Source organism: Anaerostipes sp. 494a (assembly GCF_001940315.1).
Classification (GTDB): Bacteria; Bacillota; Clostridia; order Lachnospirales; family Lachnospiraceae; genus Anaerostipes; species Anaerostipes faecalis.
The window spans coordinates 1,916,698-1,934,533 of record NZ_MJIF01000001.1 but is presented as its reverse complement, the minus strand read 5'-3'; the positions used below and the strand labels follow the sequence as shown (position 1 = coordinate 1,934,533).

Sequence of the window (17,836 nt, the reverse complement as noted above, 5' to 3'; positions counted from 1 at the left end):
CTTTAATCACATGCTTTCAAGCTGTCCAATAAATTCTTCATAATTTCTATTTTTAATTAACTTAGTTACCCCTTGACTTCCTATCAGATATTGGTATAACCGTTTAAAAACAGATTCCCACATTCCATACTTGCTTTTTGGAATATTTAGTAAAAGTACTACCTGAACTTTTTCATTTTCCCAGGGGATAGGTTTTTTCAAAATCATGACAGATACCACAGCTTCACCCATATCATTAGTTAATGCGTGTGGAATTGCCACCAGACTTCCCAGTTCTGTGGTTGCCATCTCTTCTCTTTTAAAAATAGATCTCTTTATATTTTCTGTAATATATCCTCTATTCAGCATAGTATCTGTAATATATTCCAGCACCTCCTGTTTGTTCTTCAAATCCACATTTGAAAAGAACAAATCAGATCGAAAAATATCTCTATATGCAGCCACTTCATTATTTTCTGTCGTTTCCAGAACAGTTCTGATACTTTCTATATCAGCATCTTCCAGAAATAGGTTTATTTTCTTAATTTTGGAAGAATGAAAGTCACTTAATTCCACAGTTGTAAGCACGATGTCCACCTGATTAATTAATTCCTGTGTTACTTCCTGACTAGGACATGTTTTTACAACCTCAATCTTATGTCCAAAATTCTGTTGTATTTTTTCTTTTAACAGCATGGCTGTTGCTACTCCTGCAATACAGACAATTACTGCTTTTTTTCTTTCCATCTTCCGGTTAAGACCCTTTCTTTCAAGAGCTGCCCCAAAATGCATGGCAAGAAATCCAATCTCATTTTCTTTCGGTTTGAATTTGTGATTCTTTTCAATCACCTCCCCTGCCAGAACTGCCAGTTCAAAGGCCAGAGGATACATATTCTTGATAGAATCCAAAAATTCATTACGAATATTCATATCAAATCTCAGACGTTGCATTGCTGCTTCCAAATGCATTGCCAATCCATTGATCAGCTCTTTATCATCTGAAAGGTCAATGTTTGTTTCTGCCTTTATTGTTTCCAGAATATTGCTAATTTCCTCTTTATATTCATAATCATCTTCCGGATTATCAATCAGAAATCTCTGGCTTGATATTAAATGCTGAGTCAGATAATATACTTCATTTCCCAGATCCACACCAAGTTCTTCTTGTATTTTCCAGATAATTTCCTTTGCACAGTCAAATTCTATTCGTTGTTCAAAAGACTCCATGTCACTTTTTTCATAAATGACTCTCTTCTGTCTTTCAAAACGCTTTAACATAATCAGACTGTGTATCAATACATTCTTAAAAGCGATATCTGTCAATCTAAGGTTATAGTCTGTAATAGCTTCTAAAAGTATTTTTCGAAGGCTTTCCATTTCCTCTTCAGTAAATACATTCTTATAAAATTCATTTTCTTCCGCACCAAAATATCCTTTGCTATTGAAAATATACTCCGAAATGCAATAGCGTATCTTCGCTTCTTCTCCCACAATACGAACACCTTCTTTTTTCGTAATGCTGATTTTTAAATCGTAGTTTTTCAGTATTCGATCAATGGTACGAAAATCTTTTTTCAAAGTAGACGTACTAATAAAAAGTTCTTCCTCAAGATCAAAGGAATCTATGATTTCCTTTCTCCCGTTTAGTGATGATAACAGCAATTTGGAGATAATATACCGCACCCGGTCTTCCGGCTCTGATGGAATAATATTTTTAAAATCTTTTTCCTTTTTTTTCCGTTGAAGCTCTTCTAGAAAGCCTGCAAATTTTTCTTTTTGCGTAACTTTCAGATAATAGTCCTGACCGATTTCCGAAATAACCTCTGCTCCATATTTCTTCAAATCAAGATTCAGTTCCTTCATATCATTTCTTATGGTTCTTGAAGAAACACCAATTGAAATCGCCAGATTATCTCCGGTCATCTTATCTTTACTTTTCATTAGTAGTTTCAGGATCTGGATGCATCGTTTATTAGATAACTCCATTTCTTCACTCCTTCTGAAATTTATTATAGGAAAATATTTCCTCATAATATAGTTCGTGTTTTTCCGCTTGAAGCGGAAATAAAAAACAACTATTTCCGCTTTGCGTGCCGATGTGTAGCAGTTTTAACTGCTACACATCGTGCACATCCGCGCAGAGCATTTTTTACATAGGAAATTCCTTTGAATTTCCTATGTAAAAAAAAGAATCAGGTAAATTCCTGATTCTTTTTATTCATCTGCTTTCAGTAAAAATTCATCTGGATATAATAATCCAAACTTTTCAGTTGCCATTTTCTCAATAAATTCTCTTGTTTTAATATATTCCTTTTTTTTCTTTAATTCTTTCTTTTTTTCTTTTTCCTTTTTAATCTGTGCCTCAACCTGCTGCTGTTCTTTTTCCAGCTTTTTGGATTTTTGATACAGACCTAAATAGGAAAAGGACATTGCCACTACAAATACAATCACAAAAAAAGCGATGTACTTTTTCCTTTTATCTTTTTTCCTGTATTTTCTTTCCATCTTCATCTGCATCACCCCTTATTTTTCCATTCTTTAGTGCCATTTTAACTTTTTTTTTCTCTTTTTTCAATTGCCACCTGATATTTGTGTTTATCTTCAATACAGGACGAAATAATAAATAATATATATATTTACAAAATCTTTTCAGATAATCAAAAATAACAGTAGATATATTTATAATCATCTTACTGGCAAGTTTAAAATATAATATCATTCCAATACCAAGTCCAAGAAAAAAGAAGCCTCTTAATTCCCCCTGATTATACCAGCAGAGAAACCGAAAACTTATGATTCCCACCAGCATCCAGAAAAAAAGATCTTCTATTATAATAAAGAAGGATTTATGTATAAATATTCTTCGAAATCCTCTGATGATATCATATAGAAAAAAGAGTACCGCTCCAAATCCAAGAGATTCCAGAAAGAACATCAGTTGCCCGGTTACTACTTCCATTATTTCAAAAGCCTTCCTATGAACCCTTCTTTCTTTCCTCTGGATTCTTCCATTTCCGAATAAAGGAAGCTGTCAATCTTTCCATCAATCTCAACTTCTCCCTTTTCTACCAGAAGTCTTTTAACATGAAGATTCATCCCTTTGATCATAAGCAAACCCTGTTCTGTATCTAAAATGATTTCATTCAGATCAAAAGAAACTACATCTTTGACACCGGTAATCACCCCAAGAGACCGATTCAGAATATTTAGTTTATGTGTTTTTATAGGTTGTCTATCCTCAATCATAATTGCTCTCCTTTCAATTTTGATTTATACATCATATGAAAGGAGCCTGCAAAAGATACCTATAAATATCGATACAATTCTGCTGCCTGATCTTTTTTCACAGTTTCCATTACATCTAACACTTCCACTGCTACTTCACGATTTCCAAACTGTATTTCAATTTTGTCACCTGGCTTCACATTGGTTCCCGCTTTGGCCGTCTTTCCATTTACAAAAACACGTCCGGCAGAGCAAGCTTCATTTGCAACAGTTCTTCTTTTAATGATTCGTGATACTTTCAAAAATTTATCTAATCTCATAATCTACCTTTCTAATCCATATATGACTTTAGCACATCTTCCGGAAGCATATCATTCACCAGGATTTTCCTGATAAATTAAGAAAACTGCCGGTCCGTGAAAAAACCGGCAGTCATAATCAAATGAACATTATCTATTCGTTTACGATGTCTTTTAAAGCTTTTCCTGCTTTGAACTTTGGAGCTTTAGAAGCAGCAATCTTCATAATTTCGCCACTGCGAGGATTTCTTCCTTCTCTTGCAGCTCTTTCAGTAACTTCGAATGTTCCAAATCCAACTAACTGAATTTTTTCACCTTTCTTAAGTTCTTCTGCTACAACATCAGTAAAGGCTTTTAATGCCTTTTCTGCATCTTTTTTGGACAATTCTGTTTTCTTTGCAATTGCAGCGACTAATTCTGTCTTGTTCATTAATTCTTCCTCCTAATCTCAACCCAAACATATTTTATTTATGCTCTTAAATTCGCATAAGCTAATTCTATAGTCTTTCCTAATGTTAGTCAAGTAAAATATGTCAAAACCTCGATTTCATGCTACTTTGGACTTTCTTTTTCCAGTCGTTCTTCCTGCTTGATTCGTTCCCAGTTTTTTAACAGCTGCTGTTCATCTTCCACCTTTAAATCACCAAATACATGGGGATGTCTGCGAATCATCTTCCGGCTGACTCCAGTAATGACATCTTCTATATTAAAACTGCCATTTTCACTGGCTATCTGAGCATGCATCACTACCTGAAGGAGTACGTCACCCAGCTCCTCGCACAGATTATCCATATCCTTATGACAGATTGCCTCCTTAACCTCATCACTTTCCTCCATAAGACATGGAATTAAAGATTCATGAGTCTGTTTTTTGTCCCAGGGGCATCCCTGATCACCTCTCAGCTTTGCCACAATTTCTATCAGCTCCTGAAAAGCGTATTTCTCATTTATTTCCATATGACTCCTCCTTGATTCATTATATTTCATATTTGTCCCAAACTATGATATACTAGTTTAGCAAACCTGAAATTTAAAAGAAAGAGGTTATGATATGATTCAATTAGGAAAATTTCAAGATTTATATATTGTAAAAAGAAAGGATTTCGGTGTCTATGTAAATGATCAAAAAGATAAAATCGAAGGAAGCATTCTTCTTCCTGCCAAGCAGGTTCCTCAGGATTCCCATATCGGGGACCGTATTTCCTGTTTCGTCTACAAAGATTCCGAAGACCGTCCAATCGCGACCGTTCATATTCCAAAAATAACTTTGGGTACCATCCGTCCTTTACGTGTAAAAGAAGTAAGTTCAATTGGAGCATTTCTTGACTGGGGACTGGAAAAAGATCTGTTTCTTCCATTTAAAGAACAGCTGGGACGTGTTCGTCCAGGAAAAAATTATTTAGTTTCTCTTTATGTTGATAAAAGTTCCCGTCTTTGTGCAACAATGAAGATTGGTCAGCTTCTGTCCACAGAACATTCTTTTAAAACTGGCGAATGGGTCATGGGAACCGTATACAACATTCATCCAGAACATGGTGCTTTTGTTGCTGTAGAAGATAAGTATCTTGGCAGAATTCCAAAAAAAGAACTTCACGGTAAGATTTCCATTGGTGAACAGCTTCATCTTCGTATTACCAGTATTTCTTCTGATGGAAAACTCAGTTTAAGTCCTCATGAAAAAGCATATCTTCAGATGGATCGTGATGCCAAACTGGTTATGGATACCATTGACAGCTATGACGGATGTCTTCCTTTTAATGACAAAGTGAAACCTGAAATCATTGACCGGGAGCTTGGACTTAGTAAAAACGCATTTAAACGGGCAGTAGGAAGACTTTTAAAGGAAGATAAAATTATCATTACTAAAACAGGCATTTTAAAAAAATAAAGGAGTCTGGTCATTATGAGATATTTTAAATCTGTGGGCTTTTTCAGTTTATGCTATGTTTTAATATTCCTCTGCTTTTCCATGGGAATTTCTATTTTTTTCAGCAATGGACCGTTGTTATCAATCATCACATATGCCGGTTTGCTTTGTTATATCATAATATATATGATTTTCACCGGAAAAGATTTCAGAAAGACTTTACGCCTTCACAAAATCCACCCTGTTTCCATACTTTTGCTGATCTTACTGGCATTTACCATTCGACCTGCCGCTGGTTTGATCAGCGTGGCAGGACAAATGTTTTTCCATGATATTACCACCTCTTCCATTACGAAGGGTATCATGCAGAACTTTCCATTAATGCTGATTTCCACAGCTTTGCTGCCTGGAATTGTGGAAGAACTGATTTTTCGAGGTGTTGTATATTCGGGACTTCGCAAAGGAAATCCCATAAAAGGGATTTTCTTTTCTGCCTTATTTTTCGGTCTTGCACATATGAATTTTCAACAGTTTTGCTACGCTTTTTTCCTTGGTCTTGTATTCGGACTGGTGGTAGAGGCATCTGACAGTATTTTTTCTTCTATGATCGTACATGGAATATTTAATGGCTCTTCATTGGTTGCCTCATATATTCTGAATAAATTCAGCATACTGTCTGAAATGACTCAAACTGCCGCTTCAGATAGCACTAGCTGGATTGGTGTGATTTCTATTCTGCCTGCGGCCCTTATTGGTCTGATTTTAAGTTTTTTTCTGCTGATTGCCCTTGCATATTTTAATGGTCGTCTGGGCTATATGAAAACATGGCTTTCCAGAGACGTGAGAAAAAGCTGGCCAAAAGAAAGAGCAACAAGTACTTCCTACTTTGCTGCTCTGATAATTTGTTTTATTCTTTCCATTCTAGTGGAAATATCTGTATCAATGTTTTAGCAATTTTCAGACTTCGTCTGATAATCATTCCAGGTTTCTAAAGCTTTTATACAATCAAACAGCATCTGATTATAAGGAGTTGGAATTCCCAGCTCCTTTCCCATTCTGAGCATTGCCCCTGCAAACATATCAACTTCAGTTTTTCTTCTATGCTCAATATCCTGCATAGTTGATGGCTTCCCTTGAAATGGATAAGATGCAACTTTTTCTCTTACAGGAAGTAAATCTTCCTCTTTTAAATCAATTCCCTTAGCCTGAGCGATGGCTATAACCTCTCTGGCTACATTCTCTCTAAGATGATTAGCCTCTCTACTAATCTGAAATATTCCATAAGGTGCTTTCAATACAGCCGCAATTTGATTTTCACTGACGTTAGTCATAAATTTGTGCCACATGTTTCTCAGCATATCTTCTGGAATCTGATATCCAATCTGTGCCTTTTCAAAAAGATTCTTTACTGCCTTTACATCCTCAGACAATTCATGATTGACAGGATCTCCAAAGGATATTTCCCCCCAATCATCAGGATACGATATTTTCCCATTTTCATGAATAGATGGAATTCGAATAATGGAATACAAAATATGCTGTTTAGGGAAATGCTTCCGAAGAATTTCTTCACTTTCCACACCATTAAGTAATGACATCAGAATAGTATTTTCTCCAACAAATTTTTTTGCATCTTCAATAGCCTGCTCCAGTCCATGATATTTTACAGAAAAAATCAGTAAGTCCACTGGTTTTACAGCATCTTCTGGTGCTGTAACCGAAAACTTCCAGATAACATCATTGATGGTGCATCCTTCGTTTTCCAGACGTTCTTTTCTCTTTCCATCTGCAATAATCGTAAATCCTTCATGTCCCATAACTGTCTCCAGTTTCGGTGCAACATAACCTCCTATGGCACCAAGTCCAATCAATGCCGCACTTTTTATCTCTCTCATAGCTATTATTTCCTCTCTTTTTGATTTATGTAATAGTAACTAACGTCACAGTAACCTCGTCCTGTGTTTGCTCCTGGCACAGAAGCTTTACTGGTATACTGCCACATCTGATATGGAAAACGTACTGCCGGCCGGGAACGATTTGTATAATGCGCTACCCATATTTTATATTTTTTTATCTTATCGTAATCGAAATAATGATTCAAAGCAGATACTCCTGAATAAATCATAGGAGTAAATCCTGCTTTTTCAATTTCCTCACAAAATGCTACTGTTATAGCAGTTACATTTTCTTTCCCCGTTTGAAAAACAGACGGTTCCTCTACATCATATGCAACAGGTAAATCCAAATCGGTTGGATCAATACCATTTTTTTGCATCAAAAACAGACAATGCTTCGCCTCTTTTCTGGCATCTGTCACATTTTCAGCATATGAATAATAGTAAATTCCCCGATGAATTGCCGCATATCCTGCATTCCTGTAATTACCAGAAAAACGTGAATCTTCCATTCCTTTCCGTTTTCCATTTATCCCAGATCCAATTTTTAACATGGCATGATTAATTTCCTGATCTTTTACTTTTTTCCAGTTTATATTTCCATTATAAGAAGAAACATCGATTACCTTAATTTTACCACCCTGGAAAATCTTTGTTTCAATAGGAAAACCGATATTTTGAACGATCCAAAGAAAAATCACTGTTATTGCCAGAAGAAATAAACAGATTATTCTTAATTCTTTTTTATTTCTCTTATTTAACTTCATTGATTTCCTGCTTTCCAACTTCCATTCCATGAACAAATGTCCTCTGATTTTCAGCCTCATAGCTGCATGTAACAAAGGTATAGATTTTTTGTATATTTTCTATGTTGTTTATGAGATTACCGGATTTTATCTCATTTCTTTTAAAAATATCCTGGAGATAGTGAAATTTCTCCTGCGGGTTTCCAAAAGATAATAAAATATTTTGATCTGCTTTCTTTCCATAGGCTGCAAATATTTTAAGATAAACAGTTTTTTCAGGTGTATATAATATGGCACTATCATATTTCTTCACAAATGATTCTTTTCTAAACTTCAATAAATCTGCAAACATTGATCCATTTCTCATATGGTGACCATAAAGAATATTATGCTCGCCGGAAAAATCCTTCTTCCCATTGCAGTCCATAAAAATTGCACCTGACGAATTGATTTTTCCCTGGAATGTTTTGTGCAGATATTCTTCATTGTCCTTCCCTTTTACTACAGGATAATCAATGGATGTTCCAGGAATATAAATCCACCCCACCACATCAGGATTAATCTTTTTCAGTCTTGAAAAATCAATTTTTCTATCTATTTTTTTCCCTTTTTTCTTTTCATCTGCATGTGTCTCTTTTCGAATAGTCTCATATTCTTTTTCTGCCTCTTGATAAGAATGCCGGATTCCATATAATTTCCATCCGGAAAAGCAAAAAATAATAGCACTGATTAGCAAAATTAAATTTATAATATATTTTCTCATAACAATTTCTCTTTGGAAAAATTCTCCTTTAAAAAAGTATACTGAATTTTCTTTCTAACGTCAATAATGGCCCTGCATTCTCATGCAAGACCATTTTTTCGTACAAAACTTTATTTAGGAATACAATCTCTGTTCTCTTTTATACAGAAAACACATCTTCTTTCTATAACCCCAATTTCTTCCAGTGTAGTCATCATTCTGTATACTGTTGCCATTCCAATAGATAAATCTCTTTTGGCCGCTTCATAATATATTTCTTTACAACATTCCCATTGTCCATTTAAAATTACATCAACTAGAATTTTCCTCTGCTGGGTAATTCTTTTCCCATTATCCTGAAGTAATTTTAGTACCTGTTCTTGAGACATATGTATCACACCTTTTATTCCTGATGATCATGGCACCCTGATGAACCTGCACACCCGCTGCAGCCACCTGCGCATCCACTGCAGGCCTTTCCGTTTTTCTTATCTCTGTGAATACTACGCACGGCCAGCAAAACACATCCAAATACCACCAAAGCTACAAGTATCGTAGATAAATTTTCCATAAAAAAATCAAACATTGCTACATCCTTTCATTGACTATTAACTATATAAGATTTACATATTATTTATGCTTTTGTTTTTACTTCAACACTTGAAATATTAAAAGTATTGCTTTCTTTATATGGACGCAGCAGCATGTAAAGTAAAAATACAATAATCAGAATTGCCGCTACAGTTCCAGCTCCAAAACTTATGGTTCCTGTCACTAATCCACCAATCTGATAAATACATAATGAAATTGCATATGCAAACACACACTGATATCCAATGGCAAACCATGTCCATTTTGTATTATTCATTTCACGTTTGATTGCTCCAATAGCTGCAAAACATGGTGCACATAACAAATTAAATACCAGGAAGGAATATGCTGCTACTGAAGTAAAACTTCCTGCTAGAGTTCCCCAGATTTCTGCACCATCTTCTGCTACTTCTGCAAATCCATAAAGGATGCCAAAAGTACCAACAACATTTTCTTTTGCCACTAATCCAGTAACAGCTGCAACAGCTGCTTTCCAATTTCCCCATCCAAGAGGAGTAAAAATCCATGCAAATCCTTTACCAATATCAGATAAAATTCCTTCACTTAAATCATCTACCATATGAAATCCGCCGTGTACACCAAAGTTTGATGTAAACCAGATAAAAATAGTGGATAACAGGATAACGGTTCCGGCCTTCTTAATAAATGACCATCCTCGTTCCCACATACTTCTTAATACATTTCCTGCTGTTGGCAGATGATATGCCGGAAGTTCCATAACAAATGGTGCCGGTTCTCCCGCAAACATCTTTGTTTTCTTTAATATGATACCAGAAATAATAATTGCTGCAATCCCAACAAAATATGCACTCGGTGCTACCCATGAAGCTCCGTCAAATAATGCACCTGCAATCAGTGCAATAATTGGAAGCTTTGCTCCACAAGGAATAAATGTTGTCGTCATAATTGTCATTTTACGATCTCTGTCATTTTCAATAGTTCGAGATGCCATGACACCGGGAACCCCACATCCTGTTCCAATAATCATTGGAATAAAGGATTTTCCAGATAATCCGAATTTACGGAAAATACGGTCCATGATAAATGCAATACGCGCCATATATCCGCAGCTTTCTAAAAACGCAAGGAAGATAAACAGTACTAACATCTGAGGTACAAATCCGATAACTGCTCCAACACCGGCAACAATACCATCAAGAATTAAGCTCTGAAGCCATTCTGCACAATGGATACTTACCAGAAAGCTTTCAATCGCAGGAGGAATAATCTCCCCAAACAGTACATCATTGGTCCAGTCTGTCATAATCGTTCCAACGGTTGTCACAGATACATAATAAACAATATACATAACCACTGCAAAAATTGGAAGTGCAAGGAAACGATTTGTAACGATTCTATCAATTTTATCAGAGGTGCTTAACTGTTCCTTGTTTTTCTTTTTATAGCATTTTCCAATAATTGAAGTAATATAATTATATCTTTCATTTGTAATGATACTTTCAGAATCATCGTCAAAATCATTTTCTGCTTTTTCAATAATCTGATCTATATTTGGTGCAGATTTCATCTGCTCCATTATCTTATCATCACGTTCAAATAATTTAATAGCGTAAAAACGTTTCTGTTCTTCCGGAATATCATCTTCCAGTGTACTTTCAATATCCTGAAGTACTGTTTCAACTTCTGCACTGAATGTATGAACAGGAGCTTTTGTCTGACTGCTTCCTGCCAGATTTACTGCTTTATCGGCTGCTTCCTTAATTCCCTTTCCTTTCAATGCAGAAATTTTTACAACTTCACATCCTAATTGTCTGGAAAGAATTTCTGTATCAATCTCATCGCCATTCTTTTCTACGATATCAATCATATTTATTGCCATAATAACCGGAATCCCCAGTTCCATCAACTGAGTTGTTAAATACAGATTACGTTCCAGATTTGTTCCATCCACAATATTCAGAATAGCATCTGGTCGTTCTGTAATCAGATAGTTTCTTGCTACCACTTCTTCCAAAGTATATGGAGATAAAGAATAAATTCCTGGTAAATCCATGATAGTAACATCTTTATTTCCTTTTAGCTTTCCTTCTTTTTTTTCAACAGTTACTCCCGGCCAGTTTCCCACAAACTGATTTGATCCAGTTAATCCATTAAATAAAGTTGTCTTACCACTATTTGGATTTCCGGCAAGTGCAATTTTTACTGACATTTTTTATCCTCCTCAACATCTATTAGTTTAGACTAACTACTTTGCAAAAAATATAGTTAGCAGTCGCTAACTATTATTATAAAAAAATTACTGTACTTCTATCATCTGTGCATCTGCTTTTCTCAGAGACAGCTCATATCCCCTGACTGTTACTTCAACAGGATCTCCTAAAGGTGCAACTTTACGAATATATACTTCACATCCCTTTGTAATTCCCATATCCATAATACGACGCTTCACTGCTCCTGCTCCGTGAAGCTTTACAACAGATACTGTACTTCCTACTTTCGTATCTTTTAATGTCTGCATAATATGCAACTCTCCTTTCAACAATATAGCTTAAACCATGATTTTATTTGCCATTTCCCGGCTGATTGCAACCCTGGAATCTTTAATATTTACAATCAGATTCCCTTTATTTGTCGAAACCACTGTAACATTGCCACCTACTACAAATCCCAAAGTCTCCAGAAATCTTCTGGTCTCTGTTTTCCCTCCGACTTTTTTAATTAAATTTTCTTCACCAGGTCTTACCATCGTTAACGGCATCATGCATCCTCCCTTGATTCAATATTTACCAGCTTTCTTAGTAAGTTATATCTAACCACCTTCGATTATTATCAGTTAGTCATTCCTAATTCTTTTATAGGTTAGCACCAACTAACTGTTTTGTCAACTATTTTTTTCATTTTTCTTATCTATCAGCTTCCCCCCATCCATTGAAAATAAGTTAAACTTGTGATATGATGTACTTCGTATCATATAGAATTGATACATATAAAACATGAAAGATAAGGAGAAATACCTTGAAGATACAGGAATCTGCTGAAAATTATCTTGAAACAATTTTAATTCTCGGACAAAGGCAAAAAACCATTCGTTCTATTGATATCGCCCGCGAAATGAATTTTTCCAAACCCAGTGTCAGCATCGCTATGAAAAATCTTCGTCAGAATGATCTGATCATCATGGATACAGATGGACACATTGCACTGACAGAATCCGGTCGTAAAATTGCTGAAACAATTTACGAGCGACATGAACTTTTATCAAAGATGCTCACAGATTTAGGTGTAGATCCTAAAATTGCAGCTGAAGATGCATGTCGTATGGAACATGTTATAAGCCCTGAAAGTTTTGAAGCAATCAAACAACATATTCATTCGAAGAAATAAAAAATCTTCCTGCTTATTTTTATGCGGGAAGATTTTTCATATCCTATCTTTCTTTAAGTGTTTTGTACTTATGCAAAATTCGGAACCTGATAAGTCCTGTACGAATCTATAATCTGTCTCAGTGATTTCCCATATTCAATCTGCTTGATCATCTGATAGCGAACGAAATCATATATTTCAAACAGCTTTTTTGTTACTGAAGGATTATCATATACCTTCCAGTAGCCTGAATACAGAAAGTTTTTTCCTTGATGTTGAATGAATCCCTCAACATCACATAGAGGGTATCCTAGAATTAAGCCCAGCTCATGAGGAAAACTTCCTTTTTTATTTTTGTACACCTGATATTTTTTTCTAAGGGTTGAAAGAATATCATAGAACTGAAAGGATGTATAGCCGCATTTTTTCAAGAATTCTTTATGCTCCTTTTTCATCAGATAATGATTTACAGATTGTTCTCTATAAAGAAGCCACAAACATTTTTCCCTGTCTTTGTAAATAAGTGCACATTGAATATCTGTCCCTTGAACAGTTTCCTGTAATTCACTGGAATCATAATCATTCAAGGTTACGGCATTGGATGGTTTTACCCCTGCTAATACTGGTGCACAATGCATTGCTATTTGCATTTTCATTGTTTTTTCCCATTTTACCTTACTTAATTCAAACTGATACCTCATATGTTCCTCCTTTTGGTTAGTCTTAACTAACTATATGTATCATAAGGTATCTTTATAAAAATGTCCATAGAAATAAGTGAGAAGATTTATCATTAATCTTCCCACTTTCCTTTTATCATACTCTGTAAATTTATGCCTCTATCGGAGCAAGAATCTGCTCCAGTTCATCCATGGCAGACTTTATCTGTCTTGCCTCTTCCTGTGTAATATTTTGGGCTTTTACTCTTTTCATGGAACGTTTTAATCCGGTAATTCCCGATTTCAGCATAGATTTTTGTTCTTTTGTCAATTCCTTTTTCTTCTCTGAAAGAATTCTTTCTCCCCGATATAAAAGTTTTTCCCCTTCATTGTAAATTTCTATGGCATCTCGTTTTTCCTGATCCTGAGATTCATATGCCTTTGCATCTTCCATGGCTCTCTGAATATCTTCATCTGATAAATTAGAACTGGATGTAATCGTGATTGATTGTTCCTTCCCTGTTCCCAGATCTTTTGCAGATACATTTAAAATTCCATTAACATCAATATCAAATGTTACTTCGATCTGAGGAATACCTCGCATAGCACGTTTAATTCCTTTTAATCTGAAATTACCCAGTACCTGATTATCTTTTGCCATAGCACGCTCACCCTGCAGTACTTTAATATCAACGGAAGTCTGAAAGTTAGCTGCTGTTGTGAAAATCTGGCTATATCTGGTCGGGATCGTTGTATTTCTCTCGATCAGCCGGGTAGCTACTCCTCCTGCTGTTTCAATGGAAAGTGACAGTGGTGTAACATCCATAAGGAGAATTTCATTTAATCCTGATTCTCCTGCCATTTTCCCACCTTGAATTGCAGCTCCCAAGGCAACACATTCATCAGGATTTAATGTTTTAGAAGGTTCTTTTCCAGTCAGCTGTTTTACTTTATCACTAACTGCGGGCATCCTTGTGGATCCTCCTACCAGTAAAACCTGATTCAACTGTGATGCAGATATTCCCGCATCTGACAATGCCTGATTTACCGGTCCTGCCGTTTTATCGATCAGATCATAGGTCAGTTCCTGAAACTTTGCTCTGGTAAGGGAAATATCCATATGTTTCGGTCCCTGATTTGTTGTTGTAATAAATGGAAGATTAATTTGAACACTCATTGCTGATGATAACTCTTTTTTTGCCTTTTCCGCTTCTTCCATGATTCTCTGTACTGCTGTCTGATCTTTTGATAGATCAATGCCTTCCTGAGCCTTAAATTCTTTTAACAGGTATTGTACGATCCTTGCATCAAAATCATCTCCACCAAGATGATTATCTCCTGACGTTGCCAGTACTTCCACAACTCCATCACCTATTTCAATCACCGATACATCAAAAGTTCCACCACCTAGATCATATACCATAATCTTTTGAGAAACTGATTTATCCAGTCCATATGCTAATGCTGCAGCTGTTGGTTCATTGATGATCCTTTCAACCTGAAGTCCTGCTATTTTCCCTGCATCTTTTGTAGCCTGTCTTTGAGCATCACTAAAATAGGCCGGTACTGTGATAACAGCTTTTTGCACAGTTTCTCCCAGATAATTTTCTGCATCTTTTTTAAGTTTCATAAGGATCATAGCAGAAATTTCCTGTGGGCTGTATTTTTCCCCATCAATCTTTACACGACGATCTGATCCCATCTGACGCTTTACAGATGCAACCGTCCTGTCAATATTTGTCACAGCCTGACGCTTTGCAGATTCTCCCACCAGTCTCTCCCCGTTTTTTGTAAATGCAACGATGGATGGTGTTGTTCTCTGTCCTTCACTATTGGTAATGACCACTGGCTGTCCACCTTCCATGACTGCTACACATGAATTGGTGGTTCCTAAATCTATACCTATGATTTTGCTCATTTTATTCCCTCCAGTATCCTATTTTTTCTGTTATTTACCGATAATATGGACCTCCACAACAGAAGCCGCCTCCGCCACAGCAAAGATTACATGCAAGATTAAGGAGACAAATCTTCATACACCAGTCTCCACCTGCTGCATAAGGACTTCCATAACTTTGCTGCCGTTGCTGATACCATGTTCCATTCCCTTCCAACTGCTGTAACAACATCTGATACTCTGCATTTCCAGGTTCCATTGAAACAGCCTGGCGGGCATGTTCCATGGCTGTTACATTGTTTCCAAGTCCAACATTGGCACATGCGCTATAATAATACCAACGAGCATTCCTCTTACCTGCTTCCATACCATCTAAAACATTTCTTGCTTCCTGATAATAACCATTTCTTACATAATTTCCCGCAGCCCTCAGATGATTATCTTTTTCATATCCTGTGCTGGTCTGACCTCCATATCCTTGACCACTATAAGCTCCGCCTCCATAAAATTCACGGAATATATCTTCAAACGGATTGCCATATGGATTTCCCTGGGTATTGCCATATGGACCGCTTTGTGATTGTCCATATGGATTTCCCTGGGTACCATATGAACCCTGACTATAACCAGATGTTTTCTCTTTCATTACCTGCTGATAAGCCTGCTGAATCTGCTTGAACTTTTCTTCAGCAGCTTTCGGATTATCCAGATTTGCATCAGGATGATATTTTCGACTTAATCTCTTATATGCTTTTTTAATCTCTTCTTCCGTTGCATCTCTCGACACTCCAAGAATTTCATAAGGATCAACCATTCTTTTCTCCCTTTTCCTTTTCTCTTTTGGTTCTTACATTTTCATATCTGTACCATACACCAGAGTACAAAATATTACGTAAGATTTCAATATTATCAATCAAAGGCAGCTGTTCAAATGCTTTAGAACACTCTGCCATCATCATAGTTAAAATACCATGACAGATTTCTTCAAAATCATCCCTCTGATATATCTCTTTTAAAGGATTGTAATTATTATTTTTTATATCATCTTCGATATCCTCATATGCATCCATTAAATAAATGAATTTTCCCAGATAAAATCCAAATCTTAAAAGAAGATCTTTCCACTCATCTTCCCTGTAAAGCATAATCTCAGCCATAATCTGTCCAAACATTCCTGACATATGATCAATATCTGTATTCCCGTTTTCCTCTTCTTTGGATAATTCATTTAACAAATGATCTATCTTCTTCCATTTTTCTCTATATAAAGATTCGGAAAGCCTGCATTTACGCTTTAATGCTTTTCCAAGAATTCTTTTTTTTATTTTTCTATCATCATTCCAGTCATCCTGACACTTATAATATGCAAGAATCACATTCATATGAGCTACATAATCTGTAATCTCATTGATTTTTGTAGGATGTTTTTGAAGTGGATGAGCTGCACATTTGGTACATCCATCTTCTGTCTTCGGCTCATACAAACTAGACAACATCATGATAACAAAAGTCATATCATAAGACAATGTAATCTGTCCCTCAACACCATAATATTCTTTTAATTTCCTGCAAAGTCCACAGTAATACCCATGATATATATCAAATTCTTTAAATTTCATTTCCGGTTTATTGACAATGATATATCCGAACATGTTAACTCCTCTTTACAAATGTAGCTCCACATTTTGGACAACGTACTTCTATTTTCCCTTTTCCCTTTGGAATGCGGATTTTCTGTTTACATCCCGGGCATGTATAGATATGGTAATATTTTCTTTGTTCCATCATTCTTTTTTTAGAACTCCAGGATCCCCGGATATTGGCTGTTTTCTGAAGGAATTTTCTATTTTCCTCAGAACGCTTATATATATTTCTGGAAAACATGCGAAAATAGCTGTATATAAGTCCAAGTAAACCAATCCAATAAAAAATAGTTCCCAATGAAATAATACCTATATGTATCCGTCCAGTGAATAGCGATAAAACAATAGCTGCAACTACAATCTTCATTAAACACCGGTTCAAATCATCATTTCCATATCTCCCAAGCATAAATTGATTAATTTTTTCTCTCATTAACTGTCATCTCCTTCAAATTATTCCAAATCTTTTCCTGTCTCCTCAACAAAAATGTGGGCAAACCGATTCCAAAGTCTCATTAATTCGTCCATTTGGTCTTTTCCCATCTGCTTCATAACTCTCTGAATTAAATCGCTGATATGATTTTTAGAATCCTCGTATACCCTGACTCCATCCGGTGCCAGCTTTACGATAGTATTTCTCCTGCTGATACTGCTTGCCTTTCTGCAAATGTATTTTTTCTTTTCCAGCCCACGCAGCATCCTGGACACTGCTGGAGAGGATACATCCAATGTTTCCGCTATCTCTGAAACACGAATTCCTTCCTTCCCCTGGTTTTGCCGGGAATAATTTTCTATGACACCCAGCATGAAAAACTCTTCTCTGGAAAGATTCCGGATATAAGCAGAAAAATCTACTTTCAGCAACTTACGGAACAAAGTAATCATATCATCTTCTATCGTCTGATGATCTCCCATGGCTCCTTCCTTTTTCAGCCTGTGAAAGACTGT

At 35.9% G+C, this 17,836-nt stretch carries 24 protein-coding genes; 3 read left to right on the top strand and 21 right to left on the bottom strand.

The window, feature by feature from the left end; translation table 11 throughout:
- Positions 1-6: 6 nt before the first annotated feature.
- The 7 genes from BHF70_RS09680 to BHF70_RS09650 all read right to left on the bottom strand — a co-directional run bounded on the left by BHF70_RS09680 (position 7) and on the right by BHF70_RS09650 (position 4,460).
- Positions 7-1,965: a BglG family transcription antiterminator gene (locus tag BHF70_RS09680; protein WP_075760029.1), complete on the bottom strand. Its 1,959-nt coding sequence runs from the start codon at positions 1,963-1,965 to the stop codon at positions 7-9.
- Positions 1,966-2,193: 228 nt separating this feature from the next.
- Positions 2,194-2,490, bottom strand: coding sequence for a septum formation initiator family protein (locus tag BHF70_RS09675; protein ID WP_083638416.1), 297 nt, complete (start codon positions 2,488-2,490; stop codon positions 2,194-2,196).
- Positions 2,456-2,938 carry a spore cortex biosynthesis protein YabQ gene (gene yabQ, locus BHF70_RS09670; protein WP_083638414.1) on the bottom strand — a complete coding sequence of 161 codons (483 nt, stop codon included), beginning with the start codon at positions 2,936-2,938 and terminating at the stop codon, positions 2,456-2,458. The genes BHF70_RS09675 and yabQ overlap by 35 nt, the downstream gene beginning before the upstream one ends.
- Positions 2,938-3,225: a sporulation protein YabP gene (yabP, locus tag BHF70_RS09665; RefSeq protein WP_083638412.1), complete on the bottom strand. Its 288-nt coding sequence runs from the start codon at positions 3,223-3,225 to the stop codon at positions 2,938-2,940. The genes yabQ and yabP overlap by 1 nt, the downstream gene beginning before the upstream one ends.
- Before the next feature lie 59 nt (positions 3,226-3,284).
- The gene (locus tag BHF70_RS09660; RefSeq protein ID WP_075760026.1) at positions 3,285-3,524 is read right to left on the bottom strand and encodes an RNA-binding S4 domain-containing protein; all 240 of its coding nucleotides are present in this window, start codon (positions 3,522-3,524) and stop codon (positions 3,285-3,287) included.
- 133 nt (positions 3,525-3,657) lie between these two features.
- The gene (locus BHF70_RS09655; protein WP_075760025.1) at positions 3,658-3,933 is read right to left on the bottom strand and encodes an HU family DNA-binding protein; all 276 of its coding nucleotides are present in this window, start codon (positions 3,931-3,933) and stop codon (positions 3,658-3,660) included.
- Between the two features lie 122 nt (positions 3,934-4,055).
- A complete protein-coding gene (locus BHF70_RS09650) occupies positions 4,056-4,460 on the bottom strand; it encodes a MazG family protein (RefSeq protein ID WP_075760024.1) in 405 nt (134 codons plus the stop codon).
- Between the two features lie 94 nt (positions 4,461-4,554).
- On the opposite strand from BHF70_RS09650, the gene BHF70_RS09645 reads away from it, so the two are divergent.
- Both BHF70_RS09645 and BHF70_RS09640 read left to right on the top strand, forming a co-directional pair.
- Positions 4,555-5,391 carry a CvfB family protein gene (locus BHF70_RS09645; RefSeq protein WP_075760023.1) on the top strand — a complete coding sequence of 279 codons (837 nt, stop codon included), beginning with the start codon at positions 4,555-4,557 and terminating at the stop codon, positions 5,389-5,391.
- Positions 5,392-5,406: 15 nt separating this feature from the next.
- Positions 5,407-6,321: a CPBP family intramembrane glutamic endopeptidase gene (locus BHF70_RS09640; RefSeq protein WP_075760022.1), complete on the top strand. Its 915-nt coding sequence runs from the start codon at positions 5,407-5,409 to the stop codon at positions 6,319-6,321.
- Here the strand turns inward: BHF70_RS09640 and BHF70_RS09635 are convergent.
- From BHF70_RS09635 to BHF70_RS09600, 8 genes are all read right to left on the bottom strand, one after another.
- Positions 6,318-7,265: a ketopantoate reductase family protein gene (locus BHF70_RS09635; RefSeq protein ID WP_075760021.1), complete on the bottom strand. Its 948-nt coding sequence runs from the start codon at positions 7,263-7,265 to the stop codon at positions 6,318-6,320. The two genes, BHF70_RS09640 and BHF70_RS09635, sit on opposite strands and share 4 nt — an antisense overlap.
- 5 nt (positions 7,266-7,270) lie before the next feature.
- On the bottom strand, positions 7,271-8,032 hold the full coding sequence (locus BHF70_RS09630) for a glycoside hydrolase family 25 protein (protein WP_075760020.1): 762 nt from the start codon (positions 8,030-8,032) through the stop codon (positions 7,271-7,273).
- Positions 8,019-8,774, bottom strand: coding sequence for a class B sortase (srtB, locus tag BHF70_RS09625; RefSeq protein WP_075760019.1), 756 nt, complete (start codon positions 8,772-8,774; stop codon positions 8,019-8,021). Before srtB ends, BHF70_RS09630 begins: the two co-directional genes overlap by 14 nt.
- Positions 8,775-8,884: 110 nt before the next feature.
- Positions 8,885-9,142 (bottom strand): transcriptional repressor, encoded by a 258-nt coding sequence (locus tag BHF70_RS09620; protein WP_075760018.1) that lies wholly within the window; start codon positions 9,140-9,142, stop codon positions 8,885-8,887.
- A gap of 14 nt (positions 9,143-9,156) precedes the next feature.
- On the bottom strand, positions 9,157-9,339 hold the full coding sequence (locus BHF70_RS09615) for a FeoB-associated Cys-rich membrane protein (protein ID WP_075760017.1): 183 nt from the start codon (positions 9,337-9,339) through the stop codon (positions 9,157-9,159).
- A 48-nt stretch (positions 9,340-9,387) separates the two neighbouring features.
- A complete protein-coding gene (feoB, locus tag BHF70_RS09610; RefSeq protein ID WP_075760016.1) occupies positions 9,388-11,535 on the bottom strand; it encodes a ferrous iron transport protein B in 2,148 nt (715 codons plus the stop codon).
- 87 nt (positions 11,536-11,622) lie between these two features.
- Positions 11,623-11,844, bottom strand: a complete 222-nt coding sequence (locus BHF70_RS09605) for a FeoA family protein (protein WP_075760015.1) — start codon at positions 11,842-11,844, stop codon at positions 11,623-11,625.
- Positions 11,845-11,874: 30 nt separating this feature from the next.
- Complete coding sequence (locus BHF70_RS09600) at positions 11,875-12,087, bottom strand: FeoA family protein (RefSeq protein WP_075760014.1); 213 nt, start codon at positions 12,085-12,087, stop codon at positions 11,875-11,877.
- Positions 12,088-12,341: 254 nt separating this feature from the next.
- Between BHF70_RS09600 and BHF70_RS09595 the strand changes: the two genes are divergently transcribed.
- Positions 12,342-12,710, top strand: coding sequence for a metal-dependent transcriptional regulator (locus BHF70_RS09595; RefSeq protein ID WP_075760013.1), 369 nt, complete (start codon positions 12,342-12,344; stop codon positions 12,708-12,710).
- A 68-nt stretch (positions 12,711-12,778) separates the two neighbouring features.
- On the opposite strand, the gene BHF70_RS09590 is transcribed toward BHF70_RS09595, so the two are convergent.
- The 6 genes from BHF70_RS09590 to BHF70_RS09565 form a co-directional block, all read right to left on the bottom strand.
- The gene (locus tag BHF70_RS09590; RefSeq protein ID WP_075760012.1) at positions 12,779-13,390 is read right to left on the bottom strand and encodes a DUF3793 family protein; all 612 of its coding nucleotides are present in this window, start codon (positions 13,388-13,390) and stop codon (positions 12,779-12,781) included.
- Positions 13,391-13,520: 130 nt separating this feature from the next.
- On the bottom strand, positions 13,521-15,266 hold the full coding sequence (dnaK, locus tag BHF70_RS09585; RefSeq protein ID WP_075760011.1) for a molecular chaperone DnaK: 1,746 nt from the start codon (positions 15,264-15,266) through the stop codon (positions 13,521-13,523).
- A 34-nt stretch (positions 15,267-15,300) separates the two neighbouring features.
- Entirely contained in the window at positions 15,301-16,059 is a 759-nt protein-coding gene (locus BHF70_RS09580) for a DnaJ domain-containing protein (RefSeq protein WP_075760010.1), read from the bottom strand.
- Positions 16,052-16,897: a DUF5685 family protein gene (locus BHF70_RS09575; RefSeq protein WP_075760009.1), complete on the bottom strand. Its 846-nt coding sequence runs from the start codon at positions 16,895-16,897 to the stop codon at positions 16,052-16,054. The genes BHF70_RS09580 and BHF70_RS09575 overlap by 8 nt, the downstream gene beginning before the upstream one ends.
- 1 nt (position 16,898) lies before the next feature.
- Positions 16,899-17,321, bottom strand: coding sequence for a hypothetical protein (locus tag BHF70_RS09570; protein WP_075760008.1), 423 nt, complete (start codon positions 17,319-17,321; stop codon positions 16,899-16,901).
- A 20-nt stretch (positions 17,322-17,341) separates the two neighbouring features.
- Complete coding sequence (locus BHF70_RS09565) at positions 17,342-17,803, bottom strand: MarR family winged helix-turn-helix transcriptional regulator (RefSeq protein WP_075760007.1); 462 nt, start codon at positions 17,801-17,803, stop codon at positions 17,342-17,344.
- Positions 17,804-17,836: the final 33 nt, after the last annotated feature.

Bases quoted from the DNA above. Each gene is read 5' to 3' on its own strand.
- BHF70_RS09680 (WP_075760029.1), bottom strand. From the start codon at position 1,965: ATGGAGTTATCTAATAAACGATGCATCCAGATCCTGAAACTACTAATG.
- BHF70_RS09675 (WP_083638416.1), bottom strand. From the start codon at position 2,490: ATGAAGATGGAAAGAAAATACAGGAAAAAAGATAAAAGGAAAAAGTAC.
- yabQ (WP_083638414.1), bottom strand. From the start codon at position 2,938: ATGGAAGTAGTAACCGGGCAACTGATGTTCTTTCTGGAATCTCTTGGA.
- yabP (WP_083638412.1), bottom strand. From the start codon at position 3,225: ATGATTGAGGATAGACAACCTATAAAAACACATAAACTAAATATTCTG.
- BHF70_RS09660 (WP_075760026.1), bottom strand. From the start codon at position 3,524: ATGAGATTAGATAAATTTTTGAAAGTATCACGAATCATTAAAAGAAGA.
- BHF70_RS09655 (WP_075760025.1), bottom strand. From the start codon at position 3,933: ATGAACAAGACAGAATTAGTCGCTGCAATTGCAAAGAAAACAGAATTG.
- BHF70_RS09650 (WP_075760024.1), bottom strand. From the start codon at position 4,460: ATGGAAATAAATGAGAAATACGCTTTTCAGGAGCTGATAGAAATTGTG.
- BHF70_RS09645 (WP_075760023.1), top strand. From the start codon at position 4,555: ATGATTCAATTAGGAAAATTTCAAGATTTATATATTGTAAAAAGAAAG.
- BHF70_RS09640 (WP_075760022.1), top strand. From the start codon at position 5,407: ATGAGATATTTTAAATCTGTGGGCTTTTTCAGTTTATGCTATGTTTTA.
- BHF70_RS09635 (WP_075760021.1), bottom strand. From the start codon at position 7,265: ATGAGAGAGATAAAAAGTGCGGCATTGATTGGACTTGGTGCCATAGGA.
- BHF70_RS09630 (WP_075760020.1), bottom strand. From the start codon at position 8,032: ATGAAGTTAAATAAGAGAAATAAAAAAGAATTAAGAATAATCTGTTTA.
- srtB (WP_075760019.1), bottom strand. From the start codon at position 8,774: ATGAGAAAATATATTATAAATTTAATTTTGCTAATCAGTGCTATTATT.
- BHF70_RS09620 (WP_075760018.1), bottom strand. From the start codon at position 9,142: ATGTCTCAAGAACAGGTACTAAAATTACTTCAGGATAATGGGAAAAGA.
- BHF70_RS09615 (WP_075760017.1), bottom strand. From the start codon at position 9,339: ATGTTTGATTTTTTTATGGAAAATTTATCTACGATACTTGTAGCTTTG.
- feoB (WP_075760016.1), bottom strand. From the start codon at position 11,535: ATGTCAGTAAAAATTGCACTTGCCGGAAATCCAAATAGTGGTAAGACA.
- BHF70_RS09605 (WP_075760015.1), bottom strand. From the start codon at position 11,844: ATGCAGACATTAAAAGATACGAAAGTAGGAAGTACAGTATCTGTTGTA.
- BHF70_RS09600 (WP_075760014.1), bottom strand. From the start codon at position 12,087: ATGATGCCGTTAACGATGGTAAGACCTGGTGAAGAAAATTTAATTAAA.
- BHF70_RS09590 (WP_075760012.1), bottom strand. From the start codon at position 13,390: ATGAGGTATCAGTTTGAATTAAGTAAGGTAAAATGGGAAAAAACAATG.
- dnaK (WP_075760011.1), bottom strand. From the start codon at position 15,266: ATGAGCAAAATCATAGGTATAGATTTAGGAACCACCAATTCATGTGTA.
- BHF70_RS09580 (WP_075760010.1), bottom strand. From the start codon at position 16,059: ATGGTTGATCCTTATGAAATTCTTGGAGTGTCGAGAGATGCAACGGAA.
- BHF70_RS09575 (WP_075760009.1), bottom strand. From the start codon at position 16,897: ATGTTCGGATATATCATTGTCAATAAACCGGAAATGAAATTTAAAGAA.
- BHF70_RS09570 (WP_075760008.1), bottom strand. From the start codon at position 17,321: ATGAGAGAAAAAATTAATCAATTTATGCTTGGGAGATATGGAAATGAT.
- BHF70_RS09565 (WP_075760007.1), bottom strand. From the start codon at position 17,803: ATGGGAGATCATCAGACGATAGAAGATGATATGATTACTTTGTTCCGT.